Genomic DNA, 20,682 nt, shown 5'->3' with positions numbered 1-20,682 from the left:
GCGTGAAATTTGTAATTATTGGCGGAGGACCCGCAGGAGTTGAGGCCGCGACCCACGCAGCCCGTATGGGAGCCGAAGTCGTTTTGATTGAGCGCGATATCGTGGGTGGTGCTGCCAATCTATGGGATTGCATCCCCTCGAAGGCTATGATCTCCACTGGAGCCGTTCTGGCTCTTACAAAACGGGCCGAAAAGATGGGCCTAATGCCAATTACGGCACAGATCGATCTGGACTCGCTAAAGAGTCGGGTCTCATCGATAACGGGGCGTCTCGCCGCGTCCAAGATGGCACTTTTGAAGAGTCAAGGCGTGACTATCATCAACGGCGTAGGAAGAATGGTCTCTCCAACTCGAATCCAGGTAGAGGCTGAAGACGGCATTCGTGAGATAGAGTCCGATGCAGTACTTTTGTCAACAGGCTCTCGTCCACGTATTCCAGATTGGGCTGTAGTAGATGGTCAAAGGATTCTATCGACGAGGGATGCATATCCACCGCCTGTCATTCCTGAGCATTTGATCGTCGTTGGTTCTGGTGTTACGGGCGTGGAATTTGTTCATATGTTTAGATCCTTTGGCTCTAAGGTCTCTTTGATCGTCTCACGTCAGCAAGTATTGCCCGCTAAAGACCCTGAAGTGGCTGCAGCCCTTGAGGCAGACTTTTTAGAGTCGGGGGTAAAGCTATATAAGGGGGCAAGGGCTATTGGCCTCAAACAGGATGTGGATGGCGTCTCTATTGAATGTGACGATCAGAGGGTTATCAGTGGTTCACACGTGCTCTTTGCCATTGGCTCTATCCCAAATTCAGATTCGCTAGGGCTAGACGCTGCTGGTGTTTATGTTGATCGTTCAGGCCACATTCCTGTCGATCACCACTGTGTTACTAACCTGAGAAATATCTATGCAGCCGGTGATATCTCAGGAAAGCTTCCGCTTGCCTCTGTGGCATCGATGCAAGGGCGCAAGGTGGCAGAACATGCTCTTGGACTCGACTCGAGGACGCACCGTCATCTTGATTACGAGAAGGCTGCATCTGCAATCTTTACCGAACCAGAGATCGCCGACGTAGGCTTAGCCGAGGCGGAAGCTTTTGCGCTTGGACGAAAGATTCGAGTGACTAAAGTTCCATTTGCCGCCAATGCTCGCGCCCTTATTGACGGTGATTCTCGCGGGTTTGTAAAGATTGTCTCCGATCCAGCTACTGGTGTCGTCCTTGGGGGGTCAATAGTGGGCCATAATGCCGCCGAACTTATCTCGGTTATCGCTCTGGCGGTGACTGCACATTTGAAGGTAAATGATATCGTAGAGTCTGTTATGGTGCATCCAGCTCTGGCTGAGGCCCTAGCAGACGCTGCGGAGTAGTAGTGCCTTGGTCGGCCGGTTTACATCGCTAAAGCGATCGGCCGAGGGGCCAGTTGCGCTTGAATTCAATCTTTATTGTATATTTACAAGGGCTAATTTATCACGGGCATATTTTTAAGAGTTGTCCTGGTTTGATTACGATATGGTTTATATTATTCAATTAAATATTCGTAAAATTGGTCTGGTTTTAAACGGCATAGTAAGGCATTTTGCTAAATATGATGTGGCTCAAAGCTGAAATATATTTAAATTAGAATATTCAGGTAACTATCATTCGAGCCGAATAATGAACTGTGTTTTGTTTGATATGGTTTCGCAAGTGATCCTTATAATGGATTTTATTGAAAAGATGTTATTGGGCCAGACCACATCTATAATTTAGCAAGATGTCGAGCATGTGTCACTGGACTCGTGTCATAGTCATTAAAATTTTTCTGGACCGACTAAATTATGCACTATTAGAGGAGCCTTTGGAGCAAGTTCGTAAAGGCATTTCTGCTTGGCAAATCCCAAGGATATCGATTCTATAATGAAGCAATATTGGATCGAGATGTCGCTTTGGCCTATTTTTATTTGGACTGCATCTAACTACAAATCATATCAAGACTGACACTTATTGGTGGTTTGGTTATGTGATTATGGCTGTTGGTATTGCCAATATATTTTAAATTAAAGATTTATAAATATCATTAGATGGGGAATCAATAATATTGATAGGCTAAATCTGACCTAGCGGTTGGCAGAGAGTTTTAGAAGATATTGAGATCATTCAGATGATCAAAAGAGGAGTTTTTAATAGCTTCCAACGCCAAGTTGCAAATGATCAATGTGACGGTAGCCATGGGGATGATTTATACCGATTCGGCTGAGATATTTCTAATTCGAAAGTTGCACCATAGCTCTATCAGCTCTCCTTGGTCGAGGCCACCGATAACGACGAAGCACCATCGGTGGCTGTCTTTTTAAGTTGGAAGATGAAAGCTGATGAAACTTGATTTATGGCTAGCTTCGGTTAGCTGGCCATCTGCTGGCGGAGGGCAATTCGTTTTTTACCGTTTATAAATTCGGCTCTCAATGTTTGATCCGATGCGACTGCGGCGATCGTCCTTGCCATGGCTAGAGCACCTTGCACTACTGCTTTATCGGCACTTTGGGTAATGCAGGCGGCTGTGAATTCGGGTTGATGGTTGACAGCAGGAAGAGAGTCAATGCCAAGAATGGGATGAATTGACGGGATGGCCATTGAAACGTTAGCCATGTCGGTAGATGCCCTCATGGCTGGCGTTGGGGAGGTTGAAATCGTCCTTCCAGAGGCAACTGCCTCTCTTCGGTAGATTGCAGCTAATGTTTCATCAGTTATGAACTCGGAGTATGCCTCAAATTTATGAATGAATTTGAGCTCTGATCCTGTTCCGATTGCGCCAGCTTCAAAACATCTCCTTATGCGTGGAACTAAGGTTTTAAGTTGATTTAGGGTCTCTGCGCGAGCGATGTAGTCAGCTGCTGTCCTCGCTGGAATGATATTGGGAGCCTCTCCTCCATGGGTAATGAAACCGTGGATCATCTCACCCGGATAGAGCGACTGGCGCAGCAGGCCGATGGCAACTTGTGAGATCGTCATTGCATCTAAAGCATTGATGCCAAGTTGAGGAAATGCTGCTGCATGAGATTCTTTTCCCAAGAATTCAACTTCTAGGTGCTGAGCTGCTACGCATGGCATTCTATCAAATTCGCTTGGGGCTGGGTGAACCATCATTGATAGATCTATTGATTCAAAGAGGCCAGCATTTAGCATAAGAATTTTTCCGCCGCCACCTTCTTCGGCAGGCGTTCCCATTACGGATAGTTTGAGGCCAAGTTCTTCTACTAAAGGTGCGAGGATCAGTCCAGCCCCAATTGCGGCAGCTGCAATTATGTTGTGACCACAGGCGTGGCCGACGTCAGGAAGCGCGTCATATTCTGCACAGATAGCTACTTCCAAGTCTCCATTGCCGATCGTAGCAACGTAAGCGGTCTCCATCTCTGCGACTCCGAAAGCCACGTCATAGTTGGCGTTCGAAAGGATGTCAGCTGTCCAGCGAGATGCTTTAAATTCTTCGAATGCCACTTCGGGGTTGGCATGGATTTTGTGGGAGAGTTCTACTAAGAGATCACCGATCTGGGCAGCAGTGGAGTCAAGTGCTCCATTGATTTGAGTTGACACTTTTCCTCCGAGTTGTCTGTGACACTTAGAGATTATACAAGACTTAATTTGTGGTCATTCGCGCCAATTTTAGATCCTGACGTTAGTCTCTGGCTCTTTTGGGAGATCAATTCAGGTATATGAGAAGATGGCCCTGAATCTCCTTTGATGCTCTCAAAGGCCTTTGGGACCATCTTCTCTATTTATTTTTAGTTTGAATCGTAGCGATCTGCGAAGGGGTTTCAGCTAGGAGATTACAACGACAATATCTCCGGTGCCAACCGTATCTCCTGGTTTAACCTTAACCTCGGTTACCTCTCCAGCCTTATCGGCCAAGATTGCATTTTCCATCTTCATCGCCTCTAAGATGCAAACGGTGTCACCCGCATCAACCTTGTCTCCAACGTTGACTGAAACTTTTACGATCGTGCCCTGCATTGGAACGGAGATCTTCCCGGAACCACCAGTGGCGCCGTGTGCATGCGATCTCGATCTAGGCGAAGCTGCACCCTTTCTTCCAGGTGCCAGAGGGGCAGATGTTACAGAGGTTGCTATCTCAGGGAGGTAGAGGCGAACGTTGATCCTCTTACCGTTGACTTCGGCTGTTACATCTCGTGCCACGACTTCGTTGCCTTGATCGTCCGTCGAAGTAGGACGTGCTACCTTTAGGGATTTTAGTTCCTCGACACCCTCAACCCATTTGGTTGAGTGAGTCGCATTTATAAAGTCAGCTTTTTCAAGAAGAATTTGTTGTGCTGGAATTGTAGTAAGAATTCCTTCAATTTGAATTTCGTCAAGAGCTCTGACCATTCGTCGCCGTGCTGACTCTCGGTCTTTACCCCAGACTATTACCTTACCAACTAGGTTGTCGTAAAATTGAGATACCGTATCGCCTTGAATGTATCCTGCATCCAAACGGGTCGCAAAACCGTTAGGTGCGGTGAACTTGGTGATAGTTCCCGGTGAAGGTAGAAACTTTCCGCCGGATGGGTCTTCTGCGTTGATCCGGATCTCAATGGCGTGTCCGGATCTCTTTATTTGGTCCTGAGTGATACCAAGAGGTTCTCCAGCTGCGATTCGGATTTGAAGTTCTACTAGGTCAAGAGAGGTGATCGCTTCGGTAACTGGATGTTCGACCTGGAGGCGCGTGTTCATCTCTAAGAAGTAAAATTCTCCGTCTTGAAAGAGAAATTCTACGGTACCAGCGTTTCTGTAACCACAGGCTCGTGCGACTTTGATCGCCGCCTCTCCCATTCTTTGGCGTACAGAGTCATCAAAGTTAGGTGCAGGAGATTCTTCAATAAGTTTTTGGTGGCGACGTTGGCATGAGCAATCTCGTTCTCCGAGCCAGATCGCATTACCAAAGTTGTCGCAAAAGATCTGCATTTCTATGTGACGTGGCCAAGTTAAATATCGTTCGATGTAGCTCTCAGAGCGTCCAAACGCTTTTTCTGCCTCTCTTTGGGCAGATTCTAGTGCTTGAGCTGCCTCTTGTGGCGAGTTGACTACGCGCATTCCGCGTCCGCCCCCACCGTAGGCTGCCTTGATTGCCACGGGCCAACCGAACTCTTCTCCAAAGGCGATGACTTCGTCTGGTGATTTGATGACTTCTACCGTGCCAGGAACTCCCTCGACGCCTGCTTTTGTAGCAGCGATCCGTGAGGAGATCTTGTCGCCCATCACCTCGATAGCCTCGGGAGGTGGCCCTATAAATGTCACTCCGATCTCGCCAATGGCTCGTGCGAAGTCAGTGTTTTCTGAGTAGAAGCCATATCCAGGGTGTAATGCGTCGGCGCCGCTAAGCGTTAGCGCATTGAGGATTGCATCCGTGTTGAGGTAGCTCTCGGCCGCTGTTTGTCCGCCTAAGGCGTAGGCCTCATCGGCCAAGCGTACATGTAAGGCTTCTCGATCTAGCTCGGAGTAGACAGCCACAGTGGCAATGCCCATCTCCTTTGCCGTGCGAATCACCCTTACCGCGATCTCGCCCCGGTTTGCGACAAGAATTTTTTTGAACACCGGTATCCTTTCATTGCGCTGACCAATCATTTTATGGTCTAGTTTCGCATGTATGGATTATACGATACAACTTGACCTCAACAATGGTTGGAAATTAAGACACATAGAAAGTATTGACTCCACAAATACCGAGTTGAGTCGTCTTTGTGCCATCGAAGATATTCCAGAGGGAATGGTTCTAAGCACTAATCATCAAGAAAGTGGTAAAGGCCGTCTTGGGCGGAGCTGGATCGACGAACCCGGCGACTCTCTGCTCTTTTCGATTCTGTGTCGTCCCGGAGTTCCTCTAGATGATTATTTTTATGCCACCATGGCTATGTCGATCTCTGCTTGTGAGGTATTGCAGGACTATGGGGTAGTCGCCGAGATCAAATGGCCCAACGATATTTTAGTGGGAGGTGCCAAACTCTCTGGGATGTTATCAGAGGTGGGTGAGAGTAAATCCGGAAGATTCATGATCATTGGAATGGGCATAAATGTTAATCAGGACCATAGCCGGCTTGAGGTTCTCAAGCGTAACGCGACTTCGATGGCGATTTTGACGGGGAATCAACTGGATCTGTCAATGAGACTCTTGCTTGCCAGCCGCATTGTCGAGGCCTTTGCTGGACGATATCTACCTATGAGCCAAGGAGACCCTGCGCCGAAGGTTCAGATATTGCGACAATATCGCTCTAGATGCGTGACCATTGGTTCGTTCGTAAGGGTGGAATTGAACGATGGTGAATCGATAAGTGGCAACGTATTGGATATATCGAATCAAGGCCATCTGTTAGTCGAATTGGACTCCTGCATTAGGACAGTCCAAGCAGGTGATGTACACCACGTCTTTCGCTCTAGCTGAAGTCGCTCCAGATGAACTAAAGCTTGCTTTCATTTGTAAATCCACTTTTTTGACTGGGGCGGATTTGAACTGACTTAGTTGGAACAAACTCAAAGATGAGGCCATGGTGGTGAATGTGGTTTTGGAAGTTAAATTGTTTGGTCGATTCTAAAGCGATAGGCTTTAGGACTATGGACTTTGAGTTAATGCACCACCAAGAAGAGTTTAGAGAGCTGATCGAGAGCTTTGCGGCTAAAGAGATCGCCCCTTATGCTGATCTTTGGGACGAAAGGGGTGAATTTCCCCTTGATACAATCCTTAAGCTTGGCGAGCTGGGAGCTTTTGGGATCACTTTTCCAGAGGAGTTTGGCGGCTTAAATTTAGAGTTCTCGACCCTTTGTATCGCTATTGAAGAACTTGCTAAGGTGGACTCTTCCGTCGCTATCACCTTGTCCGCGGGCGTTGGCTTGGGCGCGAATCCGATTTTTTCATTCGGTTCACAAGAGCAAAAGATGAGATATTTGCCTTCGATGTGTGAAGGTAAGGCTCTAGGAGCTTTTGGCCTTACTGAGCCGGATGCAGGTTCAGATGCAGGAGCAACTCGAACGAAAGTTCGTTTGGACGAAAAGACCAATGAATGGGTTATTAGCGGCTCAAAGGCTTATATCACCAATAGCGGAACACCGATAACCTCTGTTATTACCGTTACGGCCCGCGACGAGGACGGGGTGAGCACGTTTTTGGTTCCTAGTGGAACTCCGGGCCTGGTCGTTGAGCCTTCGTATCGCAAATTAGGCTGGCATGCATCTGATACCCACGGCCTTTCTTTGGATGAAGTTCGCCTTCCTTATGAGAACCTTTTGGGTGCAAAAGGCAGAGGTTTTGCGCAATTTCTTTCGATATTGGATGATGGAAGAATCGCAATAGCTGCTTTGGCGCTTGGACTGATAGAGGGATGTCTGGCCGAATCCATAGAGTATGCCAAGACTAGAAATGCATTTGGCGGACCAATAGGACGTTATCAAGCGGTTGCTTTCATGTGCTCAGATATGGCCACTAAGGCGAGCGCAGCGCGTCATCTGGTCTATCATGCTGCTTGGCTCAAAGATAATTCCAAGCCATACAAGCAGGCCGCGGCGATGGCAAAACTTTTTGCGACCGAGGCCGCCGTCGAAGTTTCGCGAAGTGCAACCCAAATCTTTGGGGGAGCAGGTTTCATTGAAGGCAATGCTGTTGCGCGCCATTACCGTGATGCCAAGATCTTAGAAATAGGGGAAGGTACCTCGGAAATTCAAAGGCTCGTGATAGCCCGTAGCCTTGGCTTGCCCCAAAAGTGATTATTATCTAAAGCGCTATGACGACACTCAAGGGACTCGTGCTTGCGGGCGGTACTGGAACACGCTTGCGGCCAATAACCCATACTTCTGCCAAACAATTAGTTCCCTTAGCAAATAAACCGATCTTGTTCTATGCTCTTGAATCTCTGGCCGAGGCCGGAGTGGTTGAGGTAGGAATGATAGTTGGCGAAACCCGCAAAGAGGTCATGGCTGCAGTTGGCGATGGCAGCGACTTTGGATTGAAGGTAACTTATATCCCCCAGGAGCAACCACTTGGCCTTGCACACTGTGTCATGATCGCCAAGGAGTTTCTAGGTGACTCTCCTTTTGTCATGTTCTTAGGGGACAACCTCATAAAAGACGGAATTGTAGAATTTGCCAACAGCTTTCGTGAGCGCGAGCCAGGAGTTTGTGCGGAGATTTTACTTGCAAGGGTCCCTGATCCTCATAGATTTGGCGTGGCCATTTTGGATGATGATGGCCACGTAAAGGGACTGGTGGAAAAGCCAAAGGTGCCGCCGTCGGACTTGGCGCTAGTCGGGGTCTACTTCTTTGACACCTCGGTTCACAAGGCTGTCGAATCAATAATGCCATCTGCACGTGGGGAACTTGAGATTACTGATGCAATTCAATACCTTATAGATTCAGGGGCCAGGGTCTCCAGTAAGCAGATTTCAGGATATTGGAAGGACCTCGGACAGCCCGAAGCTCTATTAGAGGGTAACCGCCTTGTTCTTGAAGACATTGAAGCAAATACCATGGGAGTGGTAGATGAACTTTCTGTCGTTGAGGGGCGGGTAATCATCGAAAAAGGAGCGACAATTCTGCGATCGCGTCTTCGAGGGCCGGCAATTATAGGACGTGGAAGCGTCTTGAAAGATTGCTTCATAGGGCCATTTACCTCCATCGGGGAGGATTGCCTGATTGAGGCAACGGAGATTGAAAATTCGATCCTTTTAGCCGGGACTACTGTGGATGGTATCCAGTCGCTCGAGGGGTCAGTGTTGGGCAAGCAAGTAACGGTGCGCCGGCGCCAAGCTCGCCCGATAGCTAATCGGCTCGTGGTTGGGGATCATTCGATCGTTGAAATCGCTTAGCTTTGCTTTAAATGGAGCTTTGATAGCGGATTTCTGCGCTTAGTTAAGCTACCATAGGCCAGAATTATTTTGGAAACAATACCATTTAGGATGGAAATTTAATGAATATTTTAGTGACTGGCGGGGCTGGATTTATTGGATCCAACTTCGTTCGATACTGGATGAAGGCACATCCCGCCGATACCATCGTTGTCTATGATTCATTGACTTATGCGGGCAATATTCACTCGCTCGACGACGTCGCTACTTCTTTTCATTTCGTCAAAGGCGATATTGCCAATAGCGATCTAGTCTTTGAGAGCCTCAAGCGTTTTGAGATCAACGTCGTGGTCAACTTCGCTGCTGAGTCTCATAATTCTTTGGCTATTTTGGATCCAGGTCGCTTCTTTCAAACGAATGTTATGGGTACTCAAGGACTTATGGAGGGTGTGAGGCGTGCTAAGGTGGATCGCTTTCACCACGTCTCCACCTGTGAGGTCTATGGAGACATGGATCTAGATGAAGAAGGAGGATTCAAGGAAGACTCTCCTTACTTGCCTAGGACGCCTTATAACGCCTCTAAGGCTGGCGGAGATCATGTTGTTCGCTCCTATGCGTTGACCTATGGGGTCCCGATTTCAATAACGAACTGCGCTAACAACTACGGCCGATATCAATTTCCTGAAAAGGTGGTTCCGCTTTTTGTTACCAATGCAATTGATGACCTTCCGCTTCCGCTATATGCCTCGACCTCCAATAGGCGAGAGTGGATACATGCCCTAGACCACTCCAAGGCGATAGATCTCGTCATCAACAAGGGGCGCGAGTTCGAGACCTATCATGTAGGTACTGGCGTTGAAAAGAGCATTCTAGACATTGCGGACTTAGTCGTCAAGCACCTTAATAAGGACGAGTCAATTAAGACCATTGTTCCTGATCGTCCCAGTCACGATCGACGTTATCTGTTGGATTCGTCAAAGATTCGCCAAGAGCTTGGGTGGGAGCCTGAGATTGAATTTGACGATGGAATTGCCGACGTAATTGATTGGTATGTTGCAAATAGAAGCTGGTGGGAGCCACTGAAACTTCGAGCTCCTGTCGTAGAGGGCCCTGGCAGCAGCTGGATATCGAAGTAGTATTTCACTTCCTAATCGGAACTTATTTTCTCTGGCACCCATTGCTACACATTGTCAGTGGCTAAAGTGCCAAATGATGTCGTCTTTTGACGAATTGGATTGAGGTCATATTGAGACTTTTAGTGACAGGCGCAAAGGGTCAGGTTGGCTCGGAGTTCGTTGAAACCGTTGCTCAAAAGGAAAGTTCATGGGAGGTTTTGGCGACCGACAAGGATGAACTTGACTTTACCAACAGAGTTGAGGTATTTGGAGCGATCGACTCCTTCTTGCCAGATATCATCGTTCACTGTGGTGCGCTGACGGCAGTGGATCTTTGCGAGGATGAAGTCGAATTGGCCTATTCCATCAATGCAATGGGGACACGTTTTCTAAAGCAAGGCGCACGAAGAGTAGGAGCGAGTGTCTTCTATCTCTCCACTGACTACGTCTTTAATGGTCTAGGAACGACACCCTATAGGGAGTGGGATGCGCCAGATCCCTTGTCGATCTATGGAAAGTCTAAGTTGGCTGGGGAGTTGGAACTTGACTCTAGCGACCTGATAGTTCGCACAGCCTGGGTCATGGGCAAATACGGCAATAACATCCTAAAGACGATGATTCGCCTCTCTAAGGGCCAAGGAGATGTTACCTTTGTCGATGATCAGTTTGGGATACCCACGGTTGTCACAGATTTGGTCGATGTCATGATTAAACTGATTTCGGATCGACAAAGTGGGATCTATCACGTCACAAATTGCGAAGTGACCTCGTGGTATGACTTGACTAAGTTTGTCTTTGAAACCTTAGGGGCCGATCCATCGCGAGTTCTACCAATTGCCACAAGTCAGTTGGATTCTTCGCGCAAAGCTCCTCGACCGGCCTATTCGGTATTGGATCACAGCGCCCTTCGTCTAGGAGGCTATGGAGAGACTCCAATCTGGCAGGAGTCTGTATCTTGTCTGATAGCTCAGTTGCGGGATAGCTATCTCTAGCCCGCTGAATCTTTATGAGATGGAATTTTAATTTAAGGCCCAAGTGATATGTCATCTCCAAAGATAGCGTCGATTGTCGTCAACTACAATACCGGCTCGTTGCTGTGTGATTGTATAGGCGCCCTGTTGATGGGGCCTAGCGAATTGATAGTCGTAGCTGATAATTCAAGTAGTGACGGATCGATGGAATTGATAAAAGAGAAGTTTCATAATGAGATCGATACTTCTAGGTTGGTCCTAAGATCCATGGTCGGGAACTTGGGTTACGGGAGAGCAATAAACGAGGTATCAAAGGACCTTTTGGGTTTTGACCTCTTTATCTGCAATCCGGACTGTGTTATAAGCGGTGATGCGCTTTTAGAGCTCTCCTCGTTCAAAGAGCGAACCAATGTCGCCATAGCGGGACCACTTATAAAAAATAGCGATGGAGAAATCTATCCATCGGTACGTCGCTTCCCGTCTCTGGCAGTTTCGGCTTTTCATGCCGTCCTTGGACAACTGTGGCGTAATAATCCATTTTCAAGGCGTTATCACTCTATCGAGAACGAGAGCGTTGGAGATGATCGCTGGATTTCGGGTGCTGCGATGTTGATCTCAAGCGACCTTTTTAGAGAGGTTGGTGGCTTCGACGAACGTTATTTTATGTTCATGGAAGATGTAGATCTCTGTCGACGGATAATAGCAAAGGGATATGATATTGGCTACGACAGGGAGGCGGTAGCTATTCATTATCAAGGAAGATCGTCTAGTTCTCGACCATATTTTGTGGCCTACATGCACCACCGTTCGCTTTTGATCTATTCGAGTTCCACGCTTTTGGGGTACAAGGCTTTGGCTCTACCTTTGGTGGGAGTCGGTGTCGTCCTGCGATTTTTGATTACGATTGCAGTGACGAGATACAGACGTTTTTTAGAAGGTAGGACCCTTTAGTCGACTAAAAGACTTGAAATTTATGCTATTCGCCGATGATAGTCAAGGGATTTATTGTGGCTAAGCGTCATTTTCCCCTCAACGGCTAGAGTGGTAAGGGCTAAAAATCTATTCGGAGTGAGTCAAGAAATCATATGTCAAAGCAATCCGTAGGTAAAAGAGTGGCGAGAGCGGCCGCAACTGGTGGCAGTAGGTCTAGGCGCGGCGCTGTACCTATTGGTTTCTATACATCCATAGCATTAGTTGTGGTGGTGGGATTCTTCGTGATCGGATATTCGCGGTATCAACGACTCAATCCAACAGGAGCAAAGGCTGCGCCTCCCCTTGTGGGTACAACGTGGCACGTTGCACTTGGCGTCTATGACTGTGGAACTTTTTTACCTAATCTCCCAGCCCAAAAGAATACAACGAAGCTCTCATTTTATACAACGGGCAATGGCTTGATAACTGTATCGCCTAAAACCAAGTTGGATGAGGGCTCTAATGCCACTTTTGGCAAGTTTGTTCTGAATTATTCAGGTCTTTATGTCTCCTCGTCAAAGGTGACCTATCCAGGACATGCCTCCTTGGCAACAGGTCAAACATGCAATGGTAAGCCTGCTTCGATAAAGGTAGAGACTTGGTCTTCACTTTTGGGTAAAGGACAGATCGTCACCGGAAATCCTGCAAATATTGTATTTGGAAATCAGCAGCTCATAACTGTTGGTTTGGTGGCAAATGGTAAGTCTCTTCCAAAGCCAAATTCTACTAAGGCGCTCGTAAACCTGCCTGTAACACAAGCACTTGCTACAACCACAACTACTGCGGCTCCAGCGACAACTGCGGCTCCAGCGACAACTGCGGCTCCAGCGACAACTGCGGCTCCAGCGACTTCTACGACAAAGGCACAGGGTTAGCAAAGAGTTTTCCAAAATACAATTTCCACACCTTTGTCTTGTGAGAATGTGAAGTTCAAGAGGCGTTTCGATATTGTTTTTAAAATTTCTAAGGGTATGATGGTTCTACAAGGTCCGCACCCGACGCTTCGGCCTTAGGTGGCGCAAGGAGGCATGTTGCAAGCAGTTGTTCTAGTCGGAGGTATGGGTACGCGCTTGCGTCCACTTACTCACGAGATTCCAAAGCAGATGCTCAAAGTGGCCGGTATAACCATGCTCGAGCGAGTTGTAACGAGGCTTGGACAAATTGGAGTTGACAGGGTCGTACTTTCGCTTGGCTATAAGCCTGACGTCTTTATCAAGGCCTTTCCAAGCGGTAAGGTTGGCGGGGTGCCAATTTGTTATGCGGTAGAAGAGACTCCACTTGATACTGCAGGAGCTATTAAATTTGCAGCCGAATACGCAGGGATTGACAGCACATTTCTAGTTGTAAATGGCGATGTTCTCTGTGATTTTGACTTGGAGACCTTGGTTAGCGCCCACTTGAACAATCGTGGTTTGGCAACTATTGCCTTAGTTCCAGTTGAAGATCCTTCGGCATTTGGCGTGGTGCCAACAGATTCGGCGGGTCGAGTACTGGCCTTTATAGAAAAGCCAGCGCGCGAATTAGCCCCATCAAACTTTATAAATGCAGGCATTTACGTGCTTGAGCCCCAAGCTCTGTCGTCGGTGGAAAGTGGGGAGCGCGTTTCCATAGAGCGAATGGTCTTTCCTCAACTTGTCTCAGATGGCCACCTATTCGCTGAGCCCTTTGAAGGGTATTGGGTAGATGCCGGCACGGTGAGTAACTTCTATTCAACTTCCATGCACTTTCGAAGGATACTTGTGGGGGCGAGTGGAGGCTCCATCTCCTCCAAGGAGTCTTTGTTGGTTGGCAAACTTCCAAAGGGATACACGGTAAGTGAAGACTCTTTGATCGCTCGAAATGCCAGAATAGCTGAGTCCGCAGTGATTCTTCGCTCCATAATCGGTGACGGGGTGGTTATTGAGGCAGGGGCAGTAATAGAGGATTCTATTGTGATGGATCGAGCAATCGTGGCTTCATATTCGCGAATAACCGATTCAATAATTGGCGATGAAGTAGAGGTTCCACCCGAGACGATCGTGGAGGAGCTCTCAGTCCTTGCACTTGGCTGCGACATTGGTGCGGGCGAACGTCTAAGCGGTCAAAAGATTCCGAGCTAGATGGATCGGGTCATGGTTACGGGTGGTGCGGGATTTATTGGCTCGCACCTAGTCGAGCGGCTATTATCCCAGGGATTATTTGTCGACATCGTGGACGATCTCAGCACGGGTCGCCTAGCAAATTTGGCATATGCCCGAGCTAAATGGCTAGGCTCGCTGGCCTTTCATCAAATGGATGTGCGTTCTGCGTCGATGATTGAGTTGACTAAACGTAAACGTCCCTCGGTCATCTTCCACTTGGCGGCTCAGACTGATGTAACTTTCTCCATGGATAACCCCTTAGAAGATGTGGCGGTGAATCTAGGTGGTTCGCTCAGGATCCTTGAGGCAGCACTTGGCGCTAGTTGTTCTAAAGTTATCTTTGCCGCATCTGCAGCGATCTATGGGGATCCTCCAGCTGATCTTCTTCCGCTGGATGAGTCTGTCTCGCTCGATCCAATCTCGCCCTATGGTGCTTCAAAGCGGGCAGTCTTAGACTATCTGGATATATATCGGCGCAACCACGACCTTGAATATACAGCTTTGGTTTTTGCCAACGTCTATGGTCCCCGCCAAGGGTGTTCCAGAGAGAGTGGGGTAATCTCAACCTTCATGGAGCGAGCTTTGGCCGGCCGACCCTGTACTATCTATGGCGATGGCAGCCAGAGTCGAGACTTTGTTCACGTCGATGATGTGGTAGATGCGCTAGTCCGCTCGATTGACAATGGTGGTGGCCTCGTCTTGAATATTGGGACATCCATAGAGACGACGATCGCTAGGTTGCATGAAGAGATCGTCCATGTGACAGGAAGTACACTTCGTCCAAGGCTCCTGCCCAAGCGCGAGGGTGAGATCCAAAGGAGTGCCTTAAGTGCAGTCAAGGCCGAGACTCAACTTGGTTGGCATCACTTTACCTCGTTAAGTGATGGATTGATGGATTTAGTCGATTGGTATCGATCTAACCCTGATGAATTTGTTCATCGGCGAATCAATAAGGCTTCAAAGGAGAAGTAATCGACAGGGAGGCTTGGTCAAATTGTGGCAAGCGAACCTCGACTATTCTCTAAGTCTATTACTACCTAAGCTGACTATTACCTAAAGAGATCTTCTCCGTAGGGTCTAATTATCTCGTCCTTAACTGAGCCTTCACGGAAATGGCTCGGATCTATTCCTCGCACTATAACAACGGGAATAGCCCCTGACTTTGGCTTTGTGAGTTCGGCGGTTGCGGCAATTTCATCCACGATAGCTATTTCCGTAGCCACAAGGGGGCGACCGTTGCTATCTAGAGTACCCCTCAAGTCAGAGATTGGACCTATTCCAGCTGATCCTAGGGCTATATCTGTAACGCCGCGCCTCCAAGCTCGGCCAAAGGTGTCACTTATAATTACTGCGACATCTATTCCGATAAGTGCTTTGATTCGATCTCTTATTCTTCGAGCTGAGCGATCTGGGTCGGCAGGTAGGAGACAGATCGCACCATCTGGCATATTGGATTGATCTATTCCAGCATTTGCACAGACGAAGCCGCCTTGGGTCTCTGTGATCACAAGCTGACCCCTTTGGCGTAGGACGCGTCTTGATTCACCGATGATGATTGCATGGATCTCTTCGGGCGTGAAGCCGTCATTAGGCGCCTGAATGATGCGTCCCTCAACTTTTGAAACGATCTTCGAGGTAACGACGATAACGTCATGGTGGTTCAAAGTGGTATTTTGAATGACGATATCGGCTATGGGATCGCCCTTTTTGAATTCGGGTAATCCGTGGATGGCTATGGCGGTAACGACTCCACTTTGATTTGGATCCATAGTCCTATCTCTCATATGATGTTAGGGCCAAAGCCGCTAATGATATCTTTGAATCAATAGTGGTCATTATGGTATTAGTGGCGACCACTCTTACCCCTAGGGACTCGATCTGATCGATGGAATTTGAATCGATCTGATCGATTATCAACCTTGAGATGTAATCGCGATAGTATTGGGCAACCCCAAGGGCGCTAGCTGGATACCCAAAGGCTTCAAGAACTTTATCTGCCGGTCCCTTTAACGCCTTACCGTCCACTATGGGCGAAATCGCCACCACGTCGCTTCGACGTCTGGCAATTGTCTCGGCGATCTTGGGAATTGCAAGAATTGGTCCAATTGAAAGTATTGGGTTAGATGGTGCGATTATGATACGTTCTGACTCTTCAAGTGCCTCTATGACACTTGGGCTCAGGCTCGCACTCTTAGAGCCCACATAGAAAACGTCTTTTACTATTGGCTTATGTTGGTACTTTACGAAGTACTCTTGGAATGAGGTGCTCTCGGTCTCTCCGGATGGGTGAACCAACTCGAGCTTTGTTCGTATCTTGTCGTTAGTGGCAGGAAGTAGCTTCAATTTCAGTCCGGCATTGTCTGAGATCTCTTTGGTAACTTGTTCGAGCGTGGCACCCTCTCTGAGGCGTTCGCTTCTAAAGAGATGAGTCGCGAGATCTAAATCTCCCAATTGGAACCAAACCTTGCCACCTAGGCCCTTTAGGCGTTCCATGGTACGCCAACTTTCGTTGGCGAGGCCCCACCCGGTTTGGTGATTTACCGCGCCTGAAAGGGTGTAGGTGATGGTATCCAAATCAGGGCAGATGTATAGGCCGTGCATGACATCGTCATCTCCGACGTTGGTGATCGCGACTATCTCTTGGCTTTGATCCAGTGCGATAAGGCCCTCTAAGAATTTGGCGGCGCCGACTCCGCCGCAAAGAACTGTAATCATTTGTACGATCCTATTTGAACTAACGCAAGTGTAATCCCCTTTCCCAAGGGAGGGGTGGTTCACGAAATTGTTGATCTGATAGTGACATTTTGAGCTCTATTGACCCACGAACTACATAAAACTTGGTGGCTAGAGCGCTAATCTTTCGGCCAACGAGATCTTTGCTGCCATGAATTCTTCCTCGATTCTAGTGACGAGCTCGGCTGTGGTTAGGGCGGCTTTGACCGAGCCTATTCCGTGACCGGCGCCCCATATATCTTTCCACGCCTTTACATTTGTACCTGAACTTGAAAAATTCATCGTCGTTGCGGACTTAGCTTCCAGGGTATCTGGGTCTAGCCCAGATGCCAATATCGACGGCTTGAGATAGTTGCCATGAACTCCAGTGAAATGGGAGGTGTAGACGATATCTGAGGAGTCTGAGGCTGCCACCATCTCTTTGTGTGGCGCCGATGCATTAGCTTCTGTGGTGGCGATGAAGATTGAGCCCGCATATCCAAAGTCTGCACCCATAGCGATTGCCCCGAGAAGTGAAGCTCCGTTTCCGATAGCGCCTGATAGCAGTAGAGGTCCGTCAAAGATTTCACGTATTTCAGAGATTAGAGCCAACGGTGAGGTCGATCCGGCGTGACCTCCGGCTCCAGATGCTACCGCGATTAGGCCATCTGCCCCTTTTTCCAAGGCTTTTTCGGCAAATTTTTTATTTATGACATCATGAAAAACGATTCCCCCATATTCATGGACTGCGTCAAAGACGTCGCTTCTAGCACCTAAGGAAGTGATGACGATGGGTACCTTGTGCGCGATTGTAACTTCCAAATCTGCATCTAGGCGATCGTTTGATCGATGAACTATCTGATTGACAGCAAATGGGGCAATTTTGGTGTCTTGATCGCTCTCTTCCCCTACTGCGAGTGCCTCTTCGATCTCAAAGAGCCATTCGTCAAATTGTGAGGTTGGTCTTGCGTTTAAGGCTGGAAATGACCCAACGACGCCACTTTGACATTGAGCGACCACGAGTTTTGGATTTGATATTATAAAAAGTGGCGCGCCGATAAGTGGAATTCGTAGAGATTGAGTAAGTCTTTTGGCTATAGGGTGCATTTCTTTGCTGGCTCCTTTTGGTTGCTTGAAAGTATCTTCTGGCGCGATCTTACGTTGGCGGAATATTGTTTGATTCCAAACTACTCTATCTGACACACCCCAACATGTGGTTCGTAAGTGGCTAGGTGATTTAATTAGGTCGGACTTGATTGTTTGCTAATTCAATTTAATTTTTCAGTTGTAACCTGCAGCTAAATAATTACTTAGAGAGATTAGATAAGGAGTTACCCGGATAGCTCCTATGGCTCAGGCCTTCACCAAATTTGAAGCAGCGAATTGATGCAGAACTTTTATCTGATGAATTCCACGGCTCTTTGGTGAACTGTGATTCGAATTGGTTTTAGAAGTCAATAGATTCGCTATTGCGGTAACTTCTCACCCAGACTCATTTTTTTGCATTTATTTGAGCGCTTGTGAAATTAGCTCCTCATCTCTTGGCAATCGGTCTGTTTGAGCTGTCAATTGGTAAAGTTAGTGGCGTTATGTCGGCCTCTTAGAACAGGCGAGGTTCAATTTGTCTTTTTTGACTAGGTGGGCGATTATCTTTACGTTACTAAGGTTTTGCGAACGAGATTGTAAAAGTCATGATAAAAGTGGGATTTGATGCCACGCCATTGTTGGGGCCTAGAACCGGAGTCGGGGAGTTTTGCTCTGGAGCAATTCGCAGTCTCGATTCCCTTGAAGGGGTTGATCTAAGGACATTTGCGGTTACGTGGAGGAATAGAGGTCGGTTGCCAGCCGCTCTAGGCGGAGTTGCTCCGTCAAAACAACTACCAATGCCCGCCCGACCGCTTCAGAAGCTCTGGTCGAAGGTTAACTTCCCTCCAATTGAACTCTTCGTTGGGAGCCTAGATGTAGTTCATGGATCGAACTTCGTGGTACCTCCTAGCGCGAGGGCCGCCAGAGTTGTTACGGTTCACGACCTTACGCCACTTTTGTATCCTTCTTTGGCCGAACCTGCCACGCTAGCCTTCCCCCGATTGGTGGGGCGGGCGATAGAAAATGGCGCTTTGGTCCACACCCACAGCGAATTTATCGCTGAGCAAGTTGTTGAGAATTTTAGAGTTGATCGTGAACGAGTTATAGCAGTGGCACCTGGTGTTGCTCAGCTTCACGAGCTGGCGGCGGGGTCAGCTAGTGTGAGTGACGATCATTTTGATCCAGCCCTAGAAGGGGTCGCATTGAATGGGCGCCCGTTTGTTTTGGGTTTAGGCACGATTGAACCGCGGAAAGACTTTCTAACTCTGATTGGAGGATTTGAGGTTGCCGCACGGGCAAATGAGGATTTGATGCTCGTGATCGCCGGTGGTCCGGGATGGGGATCCGACGAAGTTGAAGAGAGGATTTCCAGGTCTCCATTTGCGGATCGAATAGTTCTACCGGGTTATGTAACTTCTGCGATGCGCAGATGGCTCCTCTCAAAAGCGTCGGTCTTTGTCTATTCGTCAATCTATGAGGGTTTTGGACTTCCGCCCATTGAGGCGATGACCATGGGGGTTCCTGTGATCTCCTCTAGGGCGGGATCTCTCCCAGAGGTACTTGGTGACGCGGTCGATTATTTCGATGTGGGTGATGCGAATGGTCTTGGTGAGAGGATTGAAGTAATGACGAACGACGATCGATTAGTTGCGCAGCTTCGAATTCGTGGAACTGAGCGCGTTGGTAGATATACCTGGGCAAAGTGCGCTCTAGGGCTTAGAGATATCTATTTGAAAGCTATTGAGGTCCAAAAGAGTTGAGGCTTTGGAGATTGAGACACAAGAGAGGGGCAATGTGGCGAATCTGACTCAAAATGGGCGACTCCTTATTATCCCAGAGCAGCTACACGCCATAGTGCCGGGTGGAATTGGGGCCTTTACTCATAATATTTTGGCTGAGTTGGCCCCACTTCTGATTAGATCAGGGGTGGATTGTGAGATCTTTGGATCCAAATGGCAGGGATCGTCACCGGATCCATTTGGGGAATACGGAGTCAAGTACTCCAATGCCATTGTCCACAACCGCATTCTCAATCGACTATGGGACTATAGCAACTTTTCGACACCAAAGGGTTTTGATAGGTTGTTGAGCCTTTCCATTGCAGGACCCCTGCGAGGTGGCCCAAGTTCCAAGGTTTATACCATCTATGACCTAGCTCATAGAATCGTGCCTGAGACGTTGACTCCTCGTGGAGTTGTTTGGCACGAAGCTCGACTTCAGAAGATTTTGAATTCAACTTCTTCTGTTATTACAATCTCTAATCGATCTTTGGACGACCTTGTCGATGCAGGCTTTGACCGAGATCGAATTACTCTTGTTCCGCCTGGTTCGGACCATCTGCCCATCGCCGACCTACTCGGAGCCGATGACCTGTTGCGCAGGGTCGGAGTATCCTCCCCGTTTATTTTGTCTGTGGGCACGATGGAGCCTAGGAAAAATCTTCACCGGGTTATAAAGGCTCTTCAAATGGCTCGGCCGCTTCTCGGGGGTGAGTTTCCTCTGGTGGTAGTTGGTCCTAGTGGTTGGGGAGAGGCCATAGCGCCCACCAAGGGTGTCCACCTCGTTGGTAGGGTGGACGCTTCGATACTGGCCGGCCTTTACCAACGGGCGAGCGCCCTTGTCTATGTTCCATTTTTCGAGGGGTTTGGCCTTCCACCGATTGAGGCGATGGCATCTGCTACCCCGGTGGTCGCATCCTTGTTGCCCTCAACCTCATCTGAGAATTCTGTAATAGTTGACCCATATTCGATTGAGGATATCTCAAGAGGAATCGTTGAGGTAGTGACCGATTCGAAGGTTTCTTCTAGGGTCGTTCGTGAAGGTTTGATCACAATTTCTGCCATGAAATGGTCGCAATCGGCCTTGACTATAGGTAGGCAGTTCTATGGCATATAGAGAGATCGCAGGAGACCGA

General features: G+C 48.2%; 17 protein-coding genes. 12 read left to right on the top strand and 5 right to left on the bottom strand.

The annotated features are described in order from the left end of the window. Positions 1-2 precede the first annotated feature (2 nt). Positions 3-1,358 (top strand): dihydrolipoyl dehydrogenase family protein, encoded by a 1,356-nt coding sequence (locus tag AXFE_RS03550; protein WP_052604512.1) that lies wholly within the window; start codon positions 3-5, stop codon positions 1,356-1,358. Between the two features lie 1,012 nt (positions 1,359-2,370). On the opposite strand, the gene AXFE_RS03545 is transcribed toward AXFE_RS03550, so the two are convergent. Together AXFE_RS03545 and AXFE_RS03540 are read right to left on the bottom strand one after the other, a co-directional pair. Then, positions 2,371-3,561, bottom strand: a complete 1,191-nt coding sequence (locus AXFE_RS03545) for an amidohydrolase (RefSeq protein ID WP_082058452.1) — start codon at positions 3,559-3,561, stop codon at positions 2,371-2,373. A 225-nt stretch (positions 3,562-3,786) separates the two neighbouring features. Then, positions 3,787-5,556 (bottom strand): acetyl/propionyl/methylcrotonyl-CoA carboxylase subunit alpha, encoded by a 1,770-nt coding sequence (locus tag AXFE_RS03540; protein ID WP_052604511.1) that lies wholly within the window; start codon positions 5,554-5,556, stop codon positions 3,787-3,789. A gap of 52 nt (positions 5,557-5,608) precedes the next feature. Between AXFE_RS03540 and AXFE_RS03535 the strand changes: the two genes are divergently transcribed. The 9 genes from AXFE_RS03535 to AXFE_RS03495 all read left to right on the top strand — a co-directional run bounded on the left by AXFE_RS03535 (position 5,609) and on the right by AXFE_RS03495 (position 14,942). After that, the gene (locus AXFE_RS03535) at positions 5,609-6,400 is read left to right on the top strand and encodes a biotin--[acetyl-CoA-carboxylase] ligase (RefSeq protein ID WP_052604510.1); all 792 of its coding nucleotides are present in this window, start codon (positions 5,609-5,611) and stop codon (positions 6,398-6,400) included. A 170-nt stretch (positions 6,401-6,570) separates the two neighbouring features. Then, positions 6,571-7,716 (top strand): acyl-CoA dehydrogenase family protein, encoded by a 1,146-nt coding sequence (locus tag AXFE_RS03530; protein ID WP_052604572.1) that lies wholly within the window; start codon positions 6,571-6,573, stop codon positions 7,714-7,716. Between the two features lie 17 nt (positions 7,717-7,733). Further along, positions 7,734-8,813 (top strand): glucose-1-phosphate thymidylyltransferase, encoded by a 1,080-nt coding sequence (locus AXFE_RS03525; protein ID WP_052604509.1) that lies wholly within the window; start codon positions 7,734-7,736, stop codon positions 8,811-8,813. Positions 8,814-8,914: 101 nt separating this feature from the next. Continuing rightward, the gene (rfbB, locus tag AXFE_RS03520) at positions 8,915-9,928 is read left to right on the top strand and encodes a dTDP-glucose 4,6-dehydratase (RefSeq protein ID WP_052604508.1); all 1,014 of its coding nucleotides are present in this window, start codon (positions 8,915-8,917) and stop codon (positions 9,926-9,928) included. 86 nt (positions 9,929-10,014) lie between these two features. After that, positions 10,015-10,899: a dTDP-4-dehydrorhamnose reductase gene (gene rfbD / locus AXFE_RS03515; RefSeq protein WP_052604507.1), complete on the top strand. Its 885-nt coding sequence runs from the start codon at positions 10,015-10,017 to the stop codon at positions 10,897-10,899. A gap of 48 nt (positions 10,900-10,947) precedes the next feature. Further along, the gene (locus AXFE_RS03510) at positions 10,948-11,829 is read left to right on the top strand and encodes a glycosyltransferase (protein ID WP_052604506.1); all 882 of its coding nucleotides are present in this window, start codon (positions 10,948-10,950) and stop codon (positions 11,827-11,829) included. A gap of 134 nt (positions 11,830-11,963) precedes the next feature. Beyond that, positions 11,964-12,725 (top strand): hypothetical protein, encoded by a 762-nt coding sequence (locus tag AXFE_RS03505; protein ID WP_052604505.1) that lies wholly within the window; start codon positions 11,964-11,966, stop codon positions 12,723-12,725. A 153-nt stretch (positions 12,726-12,878) separates the two neighbouring features. Beyond that, positions 12,879-13,949 (top strand): nucleotidyltransferase family protein, encoded by a 1,071-nt coding sequence (locus tag AXFE_RS03500; RefSeq protein WP_052604504.1) that lies wholly within the window; start codon positions 12,879-12,881, stop codon positions 13,947-13,949. 12 nt (positions 13,950-13,961) lie between these two features. After that, on the top strand, positions 13,962-14,942 hold the full coding sequence (locus AXFE_RS03495; protein WP_160291720.1) for an NAD-dependent epimerase/dehydratase family protein: 981 nt from the start codon (positions 13,962-13,964) through the stop codon (positions 14,940-14,942). Between the two features lie 77 nt (positions 14,943-15,019). Here AXFE_RS03495 and cofE read toward each other — a convergent pair whose 3' ends face one another. The 3 genes from cofE to AXFE_RS03480 form a co-directional block, all read right to left on the bottom strand. After that, positions 15,020-15,739: a coenzyme F420-0:L-glutamate ligase gene (gene cofE / locus AXFE_RS03490; protein ID WP_160291719.1), complete on the bottom strand. Its 720-nt coding sequence runs from the start codon at positions 15,737-15,739 to the stop codon at positions 15,020-15,022. 4 nt (positions 15,740-15,743) lie between these two features. After that, the gene (gene cofD / locus AXFE_RS03485) at positions 15,744-16,685 is read right to left on the bottom strand and encodes a 2-phospho-L-lactate transferase (protein WP_052604501.1); all 942 of its coding nucleotides are present in this window, start codon (positions 16,683-16,685) and stop codon (positions 15,744-15,746) included. A gap of 129 nt (positions 16,686-16,814) precedes the next feature. Beyond that, positions 16,815-17,789 carry an NAD(P)H-dependent flavin oxidoreductase gene (locus AXFE_RS03480; protein WP_052604500.1) on the bottom strand — a complete coding sequence of 325 codons (975 nt, stop codon included), beginning with the start codon at positions 17,787-17,789 and terminating at the stop codon, positions 16,815-16,817. A gap of 584 nt (positions 17,790-18,373) precedes the next feature. Here AXFE_RS03480 and AXFE_RS03475 point away from each other — a divergent pair. Both AXFE_RS03475 and AXFE_RS03470 read left to right on the top strand, forming a co-directional pair. Next, positions 18,374-19,528 (top strand): glycosyltransferase family 4 protein, encoded by a 1,155-nt coding sequence (locus tag AXFE_RS03475; RefSeq protein ID WP_052604499.1) that lies wholly within the window; start codon positions 18,374-18,376, stop codon positions 19,526-19,528. Positions 19,529-19,532: 4 nt separating this feature from the next. Continuing rightward, complete coding sequence (locus tag AXFE_RS03470) at positions 19,533-20,663, top strand: glycosyltransferase family 4 protein (RefSeq protein WP_052604498.1); 1,131 nt, start codon at positions 19,533-19,535, stop codon at positions 20,661-20,663. Positions 20,664-20,682 lie beyond the last annotated feature (19 nt).

The sequence above is a fragment of the Acidithrix ferrooxidans genome (assembly GCF_000949295.1).
Classification (GTDB): domain Bacteria; phylum Actinomycetota; class Acidimicrobiia; order Acidimicrobiales; family Acidimicrobiaceae; genus Acidithrix; species Acidithrix ferrooxidans.
The sequence above is the reverse complement of the archived record's forward strand: the minus strand, read 5'-3'. Positions and strand labels throughout refer to the sequence as shown.